The following is a 12,844-nucleotide window of genomic DNA, read 5'->3' as shown; positions in this document are numbered from 1 at the left end:
AACATGGCAAGCGAACACCACACAGACCTGCCCGCAGGGAAAATTCCACAGATGCGGGTAGTCCCCATGCCGAACGATGCCAATATGCACGGCGACGTATTCGGCGGCTGGATCATGTCACAGGTCGATCTGGCAGGAGCAGTCTGTGCCACACGCCGTGCCAATGGCCGCGTCGTCACCATTGCGGTGAACTCGTTTTTATTCAAGCATCCGGTATTCGTCGGTGACCTGCTGTCGATCTACGCCGAAATCGTCAAGGTCGGCAATACTTCGATTACCGTGAATGTGGAATGTTATGCAGAACGCAATCGCCTGGAAGTGGAAATCGTGAAAGTAACGGAAGCGACGCTGACTTATGTCGCAACCAACGCTGATCGCAAGCCGCGCCAATTACCGCCGGCGATCCCGCCACATAAATAAAATTAATACAAGTCAGCACTACCATAAGCAAGTAGTACGACACTTTAAACAATCATGCGCCATTCCCGTCATAAAGGTAATGGCGCATTTTTTATCAGCTCGTTTTTATCTCGTCGCGCAATTCACGGCGCAGGATTTTGCCGACATTAGACTTCGGCAATTCGGTGCGGAACTCGATGGACTTCGGTTTCTTGTAGCCGGTGAATTGTTCCTTGCAATACGCCATCAGCTCGGCTTCGGTCAGCGCCGGATCACGCCGCACCACAAATAACTTGACCGCTTCACCGGTATGCTCATCCGGCACGCCGATGCACGCACATTCCAGCACGCCCGGATGCGCGGCGACTACGCCTTCGATTTCGCTCGGATAAACATTGAAGCCGGACACCAGGATCATGTCTTTCTTGCGATCAACGATCTTGGTAAAACCGCGTTCATCCATGACGCCGATATCGCCGGTCTTGAAGAAGCCGTCCGCGGTCATCGATTGCGCGGTTTCAACTGGATTATTCCAGTAGCCCGCCATCACTTGCGGACCCCGTATCGCAATCTCACCGGCACTGCCGTGCGCTACTTCATTCTCGTCACTGTCTATGATTTTCAATTCAGTCGACGATACCGGCAAACCGATGGTGCCGGTGAACTCATTGGTAGTCGGTGGATTGGCTGTCGCCGTCGGTGAAGTTTCGGACAAGCCATAACCTTCACAAATTGCGCAACCTGTTACTTCACGCCATTTATCGTTGACGACTTTTTGTACCGCCATGCCACCGCCGTTGCACAACTTCAGCTCGGAGAAATCGACTTTGGCAAAATCCGGATTGTTGAGCAAGCCGTTGTACAAGGTATTTACAGCCGGCAGGAAATGCACTTTGTATTTCATCAATTCCTTGATGAAACCTGGGATATCACGCGGATTAGGGATCAACAGGTTCATGACGCCCAGGTGCGTACCCAGCATGCCGCACGTGGTCAGCGCAAAGATATGGTACAGCGGCAAGGCGCAGACGAAGATCAGTTGCTTATCCTTCGGCAAGGTATTGAGCACGGGAGAAATCCAGGCTTCATTCTGCAATACGTTGGCGATGATATTGCGGTGCGTAAGCATTGCGCCTTTCGCCGTGCCGGTGGTCCCGCCGGTGTATTGCAGGAAGGCCAGGTCCTGATGACCCAGCGTTGGCCGCTGCAAGGTCATGCCGGCAGCCTGGCGCAAGACCTCTTTGAATGGCACTGCCTGCGGCAACGAGTAAGCCGGCACCATTTTCTTCACATGGCGCACGACAAAATTGACGATACCGCCCTTCAAGCCACCAAACAAATCACCCATGGTGGCGACGATCACATGCTTGACCTGTGTGCTGGCGATCACTTTTTCCAGAGTGGACGCGAAGTTTTCCAGGATGATAATGGCTTCAGCACCGGAGTCGGTCAGTTGATGTTCGAGTTCGCGTGGTTTGTACAGCGGATTGACATTGACGATGACATAACCGGCGCGCAGCACTGCGGCAATCGCAATCGGATATTGCAAGACATTCGGCATCATCAGCGCGACACGCGCACCTTTTTGCAAACCTATGCTTTGCAGCCAGGCTCCCACTTCGGTGGACAGATGGTCTACCTCACGATAAGTGAGTGCTTTATCCATGCAGACGCAGGCATTGCGGTCTGCATATTTCTGGAAGGATTCATCCAGCAATTCAACCAGGGAACCGTAACGCGCAGGATCGATTTCTGCCGGTATGCCTTCCGGATATGACTTGAGCCAAAATTTGTCCATCTCCACCTCTATTCTTTTTTGTTGTTAGAGTGATTGTCCGCTTATACAGCTTGATGCTATCGGGCAGAACGGCGATACGCAAGTATTTTGATGTCCCTGCCCGCTGCCGCCGTCAGCGGCCAGCCGCAGTATCCGCATGCAAAACCACCGGCGCGGCGGCTGCCAAAGCGGCTAGTTGGCTGTCGCGCTGCACCTTGTCAAGCCGCGACAAGGCGATGACTGCACGATAGAAAGCGGGGAAATCATTTGCCTCGCGCAGCAAGGCACGAAAGCCAGGTACCTGGTCATGATACGTCGCTACCGACGCCAGGTGCGCATTCGTCAAGCCTTGTGCGAACCAGCGGTCATAAGCGGCATGACCACTCCAGCTGGCTTTCAGCAATTTGTAATCGTCCTGCAATGCAGCAAATATTTCCTGCTTGGCCTGGCGTTTGGCGGCATCCGTCCGGCCCGATGCATAATTGTCGACCAGCTTTTGCCGGTATTGCAGCAAGAGCGCAATGAATTGCTGCTTGCGCTCCTGTGTCACCACATACGACTGACGCGCCTTCTCATCACCATAGCGCGCCAGCCAGCGATCAACACCGACTTCTTCGACCGCGGTCGCAAACGATTCATTGAATTGCGTATCACCCTGCACATACACAATCTGATGTGCCAGTTCATGGATCATCAGGCGCGCAACTTCGGCATCCGGATAATTGATAAAGCTGGATAACACCGGATCCTTATACCAACCCAGCGTTGAGTAAGCGGGTACGCCCATGATTTGTACATCATTGCCGGCCGCACGCATTTCTTCGGCAAAGGCCTGTGCACCGGCTTCGCTGTAATAACCGCGATAACTGACGCAACCGGCGATCGGGAAACACCATTGCAATGGCCGCATCGACAACTCGGGCGTCGCCACCACATTCCATAAGGCATAAGGGCGCTGCAGGTCAGCATAGTTTTGATAGGTACCGTTATCCGGCAAGGCCAGTTCATCGACGGCAAAGTGACGGATTTTATTGGCGGTCAACAGGCGTTGCCTGAGTTTGGGCTCCAGTTCAGGATTTTGTAATAAATCATCTATCGGTTTGGCAGCAGCCATTAACGAAGACTGGCCATGCGTTGCCTGCGCGTAGTAATTCATCTGTGCGCAGCCCGTCAGCGCCAGCAATGCGCAAAGCAGCAATCCCGAACGCCAGTGCGATATTGCAGGGCGCTGGCGCGATATCGACTCAGCGGCAGGAAAACGACGGGATTTCTTCATTGTTCCGATTCTTTAATACAAAAGCGCATATGCAATGCGCGCTGCGCAGCAGTAGTTGGATCTATTCTATTACGCTTATGTCATTCGCCTGCATCTCCTATTCCGCCGGCAGGACAGTTGGCGTAAGATAGAAGGCACTTGCAGTCCAACCATCGGCAGTTGTCGCAAGACAAAACAGCTGCAGCATCAGCGCGCAGGAATGTGGAGACACCATGAAGTTGATCGACCCCATCATCCAGTTTCACAACGAAATACAAGCTATCCGTCGTGAAATCCATGCTCATCCGGAGCTTTGCTTTGAAGAACACGATACCGCCGAACTGGTCGCAAAAAAACTGACCGAATGGGGCATACCCGTGGTGCGCGGCCTGGGCGTCACCGGCGTTGTCGGCATCCTGAAGAACGGCAGCAGCCAGCGTGCAATAGGCCTGCGTGCCGATATGGATGCACTGCCTATATTGGAGCTCAATACCTTCGCGCATGCATCGCAGAACAAGGGCAAGATGCACGCCTGCGGCCATGACGGGCATACCGCGATGCTGCTCGGCGCGGCGCATTATCTGTCACAAAACAAGAATTTCGACGGCACCATTTACCTGATTTTCCAGCCGGCGGAAGAAGGCGGCGGTGGTGCCAAGCGCATGATGGATGAAGGCTTGTTCGAACAATTCCCGATGGAAGCGGTGTTTGGCATGCATAACTGGCCCGGCATCCCGGTCGGCCACTTCGGTGTCACGCCCGGCCCGATGATGGCATCCAGCAATGAATTCGAAGTCATCGTCAGCGGTAAAGGTGCGCATGCCGCGCAACCGCACAAAGGCATCGATCCGATCATGGTGGCGGTGCAGATTGCACAAAGCTGGCAAACCATCATCACGCGCAACAAGAGCCCGATCGATGCTGCAGCACTATCAATTACACAAATCCATGCCGGCAGCACCACCAATGTGATCCCGGACGATGCGACACTGGTCGGTACCGTCCGCACCTTCGACCTGAAAGTATTGGACTTGATTGAAACACGAATGCGCAACATTGCCGAACATACGGCGGAAGCATTCGATGCGAAAGTCAGCTTCCACTTCAAGCGCAATTACCCGCCGCTGATTAACCATCCGAAGGAAACTGCATTTGCAGTGGAAGTATTGCAAGGCATCGTCGGTGCCGCGCATGTCGATGCGCAAGTGGAGCCGACAATGGGAGCGGAAGATTTCGCATTCATGCTGCAGGGCAAACCCGGTTGCTACGTCTTCATCGGCAATGGCGAAGGCGATCATCGCTCGGCCGGCCACGGGCTGGGCCCATGCAATCTGCATAATCCCAGCTATGACTTCAATGATGATTTGCTGCCGATAGGTGCGACCTACTGGGTACGCTTGGCGGAGAGCTTCCTCAAGAACTGAGGCAGGGCTTTTGCAAGCGCCGCGACTGCATCAGTCCGGCGCTATTCCACTGCAACATTCTCAGCTTGTTTGTCGGGTGTCGACAAACTGATATCGCCATACCAGGCTTCCACCGTTTCGCCGGTGTTGTCGGTATCCGTCAACACACCGACGGCGATCAGCCGGCCCGGTTTTTCACCAAAGGCTTTTTCATAATCCGCCGCGATATTGCGCGAAAAACTATGCCAGTCACCGACACCCGATGCGCCGGTTTCGGCGACCAGCATCTTCACGCGATTGCTGCGGGTATTGGTGATGATGGTATCGACCGGCGCCTTGCGGCCCCAGATATACATCAGCGTTGCATACGGCACATCCCTGCCGGTCAACAGGCGCGCGGTTTCAAACATGATCTGATCGGCGAATGGCAAGCTGTCCTTGTCCCCATCGAAACCCAGGATGATGCGGGCCGGTGAATCCTCCAGCCCACGCTCGGAATTATTTGCCGTTTGTACCAGGCCACTGATGCGCCAGCGCCAGTTCAGTTGCGACTCCAGCAAGGGATCGATATCCACCTTTTGCATCAGGCCAGATGCGGCGGCGACCGCACGGGCGTGCAATACCGTCTTGCCATCATCGTCGACCAGTTTGTATTCGGTGAGCTTCTTGGTGCGATTGATGATCATCGGCTCCCAGCGCTCAGGCAAGCCGCCACTGGCATTCACTGAAAATGGCAGTATCTGTCCTTCGGGAGTATCTGCGGCAGAATGACCGCTCTTTGGTAATTGCGCACAAGCAGTGAGCAGGGACAGCAAGATGAGTGTGGAAAGTAATTTCATATCAATGTGATTATGACCACGCGTCTTGCGATGCGTGGCCGCATACTTGCTGCCTGTTCCGGGTAATCCCGACTGCTTAAGCTTTGCCGGGCTTCGTGTGCTGTATCGTATAAAGGCTGCGCTCTATATCGTCATCGACGATAGTCGGCGCACGACTGTCTGCGACAAACTGCCAGCGCATTTTATGATATTTCGCGACGCTTTCGCGATGCGCGACACTCACAATCACAGCCTCTGGCAATTCTTGCAATATCAATTGATAAACTAATTCTTCTGTTTCAGTATCCAGCGCACTGCTGGCTTCATCCAGGAACAGTGCATCCGGCCGCGTCAGCAAGGCGCGGACAAAAGCCAGGCGCTGTTGTTCACCCGGGGATAAGCGCTGGCTCCAATTATCACTGTGATCCAATAATTTCTTCAACTGTGGCAATTTGCACAAGTCCAGATAATGCCGGATCGCGAGATCGGTATAACTGTTTTCGCCGGCGGGATAGGCGATGGCTGCGCGCAAAGTCGCTATCGGCAAATAACTTCTTTGCGGCAGGAAGAGTAACTTCCACTGCTGCGGGATTTCGATGCTACCCGCACCGTAAGGCCAAACCCCGGCCAGCGCACGGATCAGCGTCGACTTGCCACAACCGGATGGTCCGGCGATCAGGATGCGCTGTCCGGCCTGGATATCTGCTGTCAGCTCGGTGGTCAGTGCCGGTCCGTTCGGCACATTCAATATCACGCGATCAAGCAGGATCGCGCCCACATTATTAGCCGTTACCAGCACGCCTTCTTTTTCTTCATGGGCGGCATCGACCGCTGCATGGAAACCGGCCAGACGATTGACACTGGCCTTCCACTCAGCGAGATCGCTGAACGCTGAAATAAACCATGACAAGGCACCCTGCACCTGGCCAAAGGCCGAACTGATTTGCATCAGGCCACCCAGCGTAATGGCACCGGAAAAATAACGCGGTGCCGCCATCAGGAAAGGGAAAATATTGGCGAACTGCGAGTAGAAAGTAGAAACCAGGTTCAGGCTCTTGGTGGTACGCATGATGCCCCACCAATTGTCACGTATGCGCTGGAAGCGGCCATTCAGTTGTACAGCCTCTTCGGTCTCGCCACGATACAGCGCGACTGCTTCAGCATTCTCGCGCACCCGTATCAGGCCGAAGCGGAAGTCCGCTTCAAAGCGCTGGCGGAAGTAATTTTTGGAAACCAAAGGCCAGCCGACCCAGCCCACGATCAGCGAGCCGACGCCGGCATAGGCAATCGCAAACCACACCATGTAACCGGGAATCGTGATTTCATGCGAAGACAGCATGAAAGAAATCGGGCCACTGACCGACCACAGGATGCCGACGAAAGAAACCAGCGTCACCACGCTGGACAACAAACCCAGGGATAGGGATAGCGTCGCGCTGGTCAGCAGGTTTAAATCTTCGGCGATACGTTGGTCAGGGTTGTCTGCGGTACCGGTCTGTTCGATCCGATAATAAGCCTGGTGCTGCAGCCAGCGCGCCATATACTGCCGCGTCATCCACATACGCCAACGCATTTGCAGCGACTGCATCAGGTAAATGCGATAAATCGCGACCGCGATAAAGGTAAATGCAAGATAAGTGAAGCGCCATAACTGCTCGGTGAAAGCCTTGAAGTTCTTGGTTTCCAGCGCATTATAAAATTCGCGGTTCCAGGTATTGAACAAGACTTCGAGATACACGGCAGCCAATGCCAGTGCCACGATGACGAACAGTAAACCGCGCGCCTTCCATTTTTCTTCCGAGACCCAGTATGGCTTGATGAGTTGCCAGACGGCGCGCCAGTCTATACGTTGTTTAGGCATGAATGAGCTTGGTTGAAAACCGACCGACGGGATTTACTGTTTGCCCTGCCCCCGGTAGACCGGGCAAACCGATAAATGTTCACAAATGTTAGCCAGGCTGGCAGATTGAATTTATCCCGGCAACTGATCTGCCTGTTGTCCCAGGCGCAGGCCGGGATTGCCGGCTTCCAGCGCCAGCAACACGGCAGACTGATCCGCCTGTGGCGCGTCCTGCAATACCTGATGATAGTTTTCTGTCACCAGTTCAGTCACCGGTAAACGCAGCCCCGCATTGTTCGCGGCAATCAATACGTTTTCCAGGTCCTTGAACTGGCTCTTGACCTGACCACCCGGCATGAAGTTACGGTCCAGCATGCGTTGTCCATGCACTTCGAGGATACGGCTTTCGGCAAAGCCGCCACGGATAGCGGCGCGTACCGCAGTCGGATCAGCGCCACCGGCCTGTGCCAGCAATAATGCTTCCGCCACAATATTCAGCGTACCGCCGACGATCAGCTGGTTACACAGCTTGGCGATCTGGCCACAGCCGGCCGGACCAACCAGTGTCGGCCGCCCCATTACGGTCAACACCGCTTCCGCATCAGCGAAATCCTGCGCACTACCACCTGCCATGATCGCCAGTGAACCCGCTTCGGCACCGACCACCCCGCCCGAGACCGGCGCATCGATAAAGCGCACGCCTTGCGCCGCCAGTTTGGCATGTACTTCCTGCGCTTCGGATTGACGGGTCGAACTCATATCGATGACGAGTGCACCGCGCTTCAAACCCGGCAGCGCCGCAGCTATTACCTGCGCCACGATAGGGCCGGCTTCCAGCATCGTAATAACGATATCCGCTGCCGCTACTGCATCCGCGACCTGTTCTGCCACGCCGGCACCGAGCGGCGCCAGCTCATCGGCCTTGCTGCGGGTGCGGTTCCACGCGGTGACTGCATAGCCTGCCTGCAGCAGCCGGCTCGCCATCGGTTTGCCCATCAGGCCTATGCCGAGGAAAGCGATGACAGGTTTGGATACGGACTGATTCAATTCAAACTCCTTTATACACAAGATTTTCACTGCATAATGGCGCATTCACCCCACAAAAAGCAACTGCCATGTCGATGCAAAATATTCAGGCTATCCTGCCTCTCCGTATGCAATTAGGCGAATGTCCGTTGTGGCATCCGGAAGAAGCAGCCCTGTACTGGATAGATATCGATGGTCGCGCCGTGCATCGCTTCATCCCGGCCAATGACGTGCACCAGCAATGGGATATGCCGTCCGAGCCCGGTTGCATCGCGCTCAATACCGGCGGCGGCCTGCTGGTGGCGTTGCGTTCCGGCCTGGCCTTGCTGGACACCACCAGCGGCCAGCTGACGCAGGTTGCCGATGCGCCCTATGACCCGGCCACCACGCGCTTCAACGATGGTCGCAGCGATGCCGCCGGACGCCTGTGGACCGGTTCGATTTACGAACCGCGCGATCATGCGAATGCGGCGCTGTACTGTATAGAACACGGCGAAATACGCGATAGCGGCAAGCGCGCCACCGTTTCCAACGGCGTTGCCTTCAGCCCTGACAACCAAACCATGTACCACGCCGATACCACCACACATCGCATCTTCGCCTATGAGTTCGATATTGGCAGTGCTACGCTGGGTTCAGGTCGCGTATTGAAGCAATTCTCCACCGACAAACAAAATAATTACGGCGGTCGCCCGGACGGTGCGGCAGTGGATAGCGCAGGCAACTACTGGTGTGCGATGTATGAAGGCGGACGCATCCTGCGCCTGTCACCGGCCGGTGACATCCTGTCCGAGCTTGCATTGCCGGTGCGCTGCCCGACCATGATGGCTTTTGGCGGCGACGACTTGCGCACGCTCTACATCACCAGCGTCAGCAAGAACCGCCCGGCCGCCGAGCTGGAACAATATCCATTATCCGGTTGCGTACTCAGCTTGCGCGTCGACGTCCCCGGCTTGCCTGAACATTTTTATCTCGCCTAAGCCTGCCTACGATGAGCCAATTCATACTCGCAATCGACCAGGGGACGACCAGTTCGCGCGCCATCCTGTTCAATCACGAAGGCCAGATCCATGGCCTGGCGCAACAAGAGTATCCGCAGATTTTCCCCGAACCGGGCTGGATAGAGCACGATGCAAACGCCATCTGGACTAGCCAGCTTGCCGTCGCGCAGCAAGTATTGAAAGAACATAAGCTCAGCGCTAGCGATATTGCCGCCATCGGCATCACCAATCAGCGCGAAACCACGGTGATCTGGGATCGCAAAACCGGTGTACCGATAGCCAATGCCATCGTGTGGCAGGATCGCCGTACCGCCGCTTACTGCGATCAGTTACGCGCCGAGGGCAAGGCCGATTTATTCCAGCAAAAGACCGGCCTGGTACTGGACTCTTACTTCTCCGGTACCAAAGTGAAATGGCTGCTGGATCACATTCCCGATGCCCGCGCCCGGGCGGAGCGGGGTGAACTCGCGTTCGGCACGATAGATAGCTGGCTGATTTACAAACTGTCCGGTGCGCACCTGACCGATAGCAGCAATGCTTCGCGTACCTTGCTGTTCAACATCCATACTTTGCAATGGGATGAAGAACTGCTGGCGATATTCGATATCCCGCCATCGCTACTGCCCGAAGTCGTCGCCAGCAGCGGTGTCGTCAGCCATACACATACGGAATTATTTGGTGCGCCAATAGCGATTGCCGGCATTGCGGGCGACCAGCAGGCGGCGACCTTTGGCCAGGCTTGCCACAAACCCGGCATGGCAAAAAACACTTACGGCACCGGTTGCTTCATGCTGCTCAATACCGGCACGCAAGCGATACATTCACGCAATCATTTGCTCACCACCATAGGCTGGGCACTGGGTGAAGGAAAAGCTGCGCACACCAATTACATGCTGGAAGGTGGCGTCTTCATGGGTGGCGCCATCGTGCAATGGCTGCGCGACGGTCTCGGCATTATCGAACGCTCGGCCGATGTCGAAGCGCTCGCCACCAGCGTACCGGACAATGGCGGCGTGGTATTCGTGCCGGCCTTCAGTGGTCTCGGCGCGCCGTATTGGGATTCCTATGCACGCGGCACCATCCTCGGCATGACACGTGGCAGCAACAAAGCACATATCGCACGCGCCGCGCTGGAAAGCATCGCTTATCAAAGCGTGGACCTGCTGGACGCGATGCAAAAGGATGCGCAATTATCGTTGCAGGAATTGCGCGTGGATGGTGGTGCTTCACGCAATGATTTGCTGATGCAATTCCAGGCCGACATATTGAACGTCCCCGTCATCCGCCCGGTGGTGACGGAAACCACGGCGCTCGGCGCGGCTTACCTGGCCGGACTTGCGGTTTCCTTCTGGGACTCAACCGACGAAATTGCTGCACAATGGAAAATGGATAAACGCTTTGAACCCGCGATGTCGTCCGATGAACGCGAGCAGCGCCTGCATACCTGGCACCGTGCAGTAGAACGTGCGCAAGCGTGGGAAAACTGAATCAGGCGATAGTGGAATCAGTTGCGTCTTTGCGCAAACGTATCTTCCAGCGTTTGACGCCGCCGCGCTCCAGCTCTTCTTCCGCACCATCCGCCTTATAACCCAGCTTTTCATAAAAGCGTAGCGCTCGCTGGTTATCGCGCAAGACCCACAGTGTCGTCGTATGTGACGGTGGCAGGGCTTGCTCTATCGCCTGCATCAACTGCGCACCCACGCCTTTATCCCAATACTCGGGCAAGACATAGATAGCCTGCACCTCGGATGCACCTAGCGCATCGGCATCTATGCTCAAACCTCCGGACACCCAGCCGGTCACCAGTCCGCTTTCTTCCGCGATAAAGGTAAGGCCGGGATGATTGGCCAGTTGCTCACGCCATGCAGCTACGCGCCTTTCCACCGACAGATTGGCGAGAAACTCGGCCGGGAAAATTTCAGCATACGCGGTTTGCCATGTGCGGACATGAATCGTCGCTATAGCCTCCGCATCGGCTACCGTCGCCTTGCGTATCATTGCCCTGCCCTGGATGTTTCCTGGGCTTGCTCCCGCGCTTCCTGCTGTTCCTTTTCCGCGGCAAGCCACGCCGCATCCGGCACCGTGCCATTCAGGTAATAATCGCCGATCGCGCGTTCACGGAAGATCGCCGGATTATGCGAAGCGGCAGTCCGTGCATTGCGCCAGTGGCGATCGAGGCGACGCGACTCGCTGGTGGCCGATGCACCGCCGACTTCAAACAACAAGGTACTGGCTTGCAATACCAGGTCAATGACGATTTGCTGTGCCTGGAAAGCCTTGATTTCGGTATCCACATACAGCGCTTCATCCGCAGTATCCGCCAGGCGTGCCTGGTGTACTTCATCCAGTGTCCGTGCAATTCCTTCGACGATGGTATCCGCCGCGAACGACAAACTGGCAAGGCGTCCCACCACACGCTGCACCAGCGGATCGTGGCGTGGACTGGATTCACCGAGCACACCGAAGGCACGCGTTTTACGCTGGACAAAGGCGATACCGTCACGTTTGACCGCGCGGCCGACACCGGCAATCGAAGCCAGCAAAATCAGTTGCAGGAATGCTTTTTGATATGACTGCGCGTAGCTATCCTTGCCGGTAAGGCGACGGTTGATATGCTCAGGCTGAATCTCGACCTGTTCAAAAACCGTCGTACCACTTCCCGTCATGCGCTGGCCAAAACCATCCCAGTCATCGATGCGCGTAACACCCGGCGCCGTGGCCGGCAAAGCAACGCTGACACGCTCTTCACCGTCGACTACCGACGCGACTATCCAGTCCGCGTAGATCGTACCCGTGCTGTAATATTTCTTGCCGTTCAGGAACCACTTGCCGTCCTGTTGCGCAATCGTCGCGCTGGTGCCGGTCACAGCCGTCAACTCCGCCATCGCATAGCCGATCAGCGCACCTTCGACGATCTTCGGGAACCAGAATTCACGTACTGATTCATCAGTGTGGTTGATGCGGCTTTCGAGGAAAGCAAAATGCCCGCGCAATAAATGCGAGACATTCGAATCCGCTTCGGCCAGCTCGACCAGCAAACGGAAGAACTGTGAAATCGTCGCACCGAAGCCACCGTATTTCAATGGGATACGGACACGGCCAAAGCCGGCTTCACGCAAGCAACGAACCGCTTCATACGGCAATTCGCGTTCCTGTTCACGTCGTACCGCATCTTCTGCGATGCGTGCAAAGATAGGGCGGAAACGTGCTGCCAGTTCTTCATAAGTAGGGGCGACTGCGGCAGGCTTGGTATCCAGGTGATGGATGGTGGCGGTATTAGTCATGGTATTTATATCAGTTCAAAAAATGGGTAGCCTGTGCACAT

11 protein-coding genes are annotated in these 12,844 nt (G+C 55.6%); 4 read left to right on the top strand and 7 right to left on the bottom strand.

Annotated features, from left to right (window positions below; translation table 11 throughout):
• The first annotated feature begins 3 nt into the window (after window positions 1-3).
• Window positions 4-420, top strand: coding sequence for an acyl-CoA thioesterase (locus tag ACFQPC_RS16835; protein ID WP_382273008.1), 417 nt, complete (start codon window positions 4-6; stop codon window positions 418-420).
• A 94-nt stretch (window positions 421-514) separates the two neighbouring features.
• Here ACFQPC_RS16835 and ACFQPC_RS16830 read toward each other — a convergent pair whose 3' ends face one another.
• A complete protein-coding gene (locus ACFQPC_RS16830; RefSeq protein WP_382273007.1) occupies window positions 515-2,197 on the bottom strand; it encodes a long-chain-fatty-acid--CoA ligase in 1,683 nt (560 codons plus the stop codon).
• Window positions 2,198-2,309: 112 nt separating this feature from the next.
• Complete coding sequence (locus tag ACFQPC_RS16825; protein WP_382273006.1) at window positions 2,310-3,452, bottom strand: aminopeptidase; 1,143 nt, start codon at window positions 3,450-3,452, stop codon at window positions 2,310-2,312.
• 212 nt (window positions 3,453-3,664) lie between these two features.
• On the opposite strand from ACFQPC_RS16825, the gene ACFQPC_RS16820 reads away from it, so the two are divergent.
• Window positions 3,665-4,855, top strand: a complete 1,191-nt coding sequence (locus tag ACFQPC_RS16820; RefSeq protein WP_382273005.1) for a M20 aminoacylase family protein — start codon at window positions 3,665-3,667, stop codon at window positions 4,853-4,855.
• Between the two features lie 41 nt (window positions 4,856-4,896).
• Here ACFQPC_RS16820 and ACFQPC_RS16815 read toward each other — a convergent pair whose 3' ends face one another.
• The 3 genes from ACFQPC_RS16815 to ACFQPC_RS16805 form a co-directional block, all read right to left on the bottom strand.
• Window positions 4,897-5,673: a DUF3047 domain-containing protein gene (locus ACFQPC_RS16815; RefSeq protein WP_382273004.1), complete on the bottom strand. Its 777-nt coding sequence runs from the start codon at window positions 5,671-5,673 to the stop codon at window positions 4,897-4,899.
• A 76-nt stretch (window positions 5,674-5,749) separates the two neighbouring features.
• Window positions 5,750-7,513: an ABC transporter ATP-binding protein/permease gene (locus ACFQPC_RS16810; RefSeq protein ID WP_382273003.1), complete on the bottom strand. Its 1,764-nt coding sequence runs from the start codon at window positions 7,511-7,513 to the stop codon at window positions 5,750-5,752.
• A gap of 111 nt (window positions 7,514-7,624) precedes the next feature.
• Window positions 7,625-8,539 (bottom strand): NAD(P)-dependent oxidoreductase, encoded by a 915-nt coding sequence (locus tag ACFQPC_RS16805; RefSeq protein ID WP_382273002.1) that lies wholly within the window; start codon window positions 8,537-8,539, stop codon window positions 7,625-7,627.
• 68 nt (window positions 8,540-8,607) lie between these two features.
• Here ACFQPC_RS16805 and ACFQPC_RS16800 point away from each other — a divergent pair, with 68 nt between their 5' ends.
• The gene (locus ACFQPC_RS16800; protein ID WP_382273001.1) at window positions 8,608-9,498 is read left to right on the top strand and encodes an SMP-30/gluconolactonase/LRE family protein; all 891 of its coding nucleotides are present in this window, start codon (window positions 8,608-8,610) and stop codon (window positions 9,496-9,498) included.
• 11 nt (window positions 9,499-9,509) lie between these two features.
• The gene (glpK, locus tag ACFQPC_RS16795) at window positions 9,510-11,006 is read left to right on the top strand and encodes a glycerol kinase GlpK (protein WP_382273000.1); all 1,497 of its coding nucleotides are present in this window, start codon (window positions 9,510-9,512) and stop codon (window positions 11,004-11,006) included.
• 1 nt (window position 11,007) lies between these two features.
• Here glpK and ACFQPC_RS16790 read toward each other — a convergent pair whose 3' ends face one another.
• Both ACFQPC_RS16790 and ACFQPC_RS16785 read right to left on the bottom strand, forming a co-directional pair.
• Window positions 11,008-11,517 (bottom strand): GNAT family N-acetyltransferase, encoded by a 510-nt coding sequence (locus ACFQPC_RS16790; RefSeq protein WP_382272999.1) that lies wholly within the window; start codon window positions 11,515-11,517, stop codon window positions 11,008-11,010.
• Window positions 11,514-12,803 (bottom strand): acyl-CoA dehydrogenase family protein, encoded by a 1,290-nt coding sequence (locus ACFQPC_RS16785; RefSeq protein WP_382272998.1) that lies wholly within the window; start codon window positions 12,801-12,803, stop codon window positions 11,514-11,516. The genes ACFQPC_RS16790 and ACFQPC_RS16785 overlap by 4 nt, the downstream gene beginning before the upstream one ends.
• Between the last annotated feature and the right edge of the window lie 41 nt (window positions 12,804-12,844).

It is taken from the genome of Herminiimonas glaciei, from assembly GCF_042664955.1.
GTDB classification, from domain to species: Bacteria; Pseudomonadota; Gammaproteobacteria; order Burkholderiales; family Burkholderiaceae_D; genus Oxalicibacterium; species Oxalicibacterium glaciei.
This window is presented reverse-complemented; position numbering and strand designations above follow the sequence as displayed.

What these genes read in the sequence shown, in the direction of transcription:
- glpK (WP_382273000.1), top strand. Translation starts at nt 9,510, where the DNA reads ATGAGCCAATTCATACTCGCAATCGACCAGGGGACGACCAGTTCGCGC.
- ACFQPC_RS16815 (WP_382273004.1), bottom strand. Translation starts at nt 5,673, where the DNA reads ATGAAATTACTTTCCACACTCATCTTGCTGTCCCTGCTCACTGCTTGT.
- ACFQPC_RS16785 (WP_382272998.1), bottom strand. Translation starts at nt 12,803, where the DNA reads ATGACTAATACCGCCACCATCCATCACCTGGATACCAAGCCTGCCGCA.
- ACFQPC_RS16825 (WP_382273006.1), bottom strand. Translation starts at nt 3,452, where the DNA reads ATGAAGAAATCCCGTCGTTTTCCTGCCGCTGAGTCGATATCGCGCCAG.
- ACFQPC_RS16810 (WP_382273003.1), bottom strand. Translation starts at nt 7,513, where the DNA reads ATGCCTAAACAACGTATAGACTGGCGCGCCGTCTGGCAACTCATCAAG.
- ACFQPC_RS16835 (WP_382273008.1), top strand. Translation starts at nt 4, where the DNA reads ATGGCAAGCGAACACCACACAGACCTGCCCGCAGGGAAAATTCCACAG.
- ACFQPC_RS16830 (WP_382273007.1), bottom strand. Translation starts at nt 2,197, where the DNA reads ATGGACAAATTTTGGCTCAAGTCATATCCGGAAGGCATACCGGCAGAA.
- ACFQPC_RS16800 (WP_382273001.1), top strand. Translation starts at nt 8,608, where the DNA reads ATGTCGATGCAAAATATTCAGGCTATCCTGCCTCTCCGTATGCAATTA.
- ACFQPC_RS16820 (WP_382273005.1), top strand. Translation starts at nt 3,665, where the DNA reads ATGAAGTTGATCGACCCCATCATCCAGTTTCACAACGAAATACAAGCT.
- ACFQPC_RS16790 (WP_382272999.1), bottom strand. Translation starts at nt 11,517, where the DNA reads ATGATACGCAAGGCGACGGTAGCCGATGCGGAGGCTATAGCGACGATT.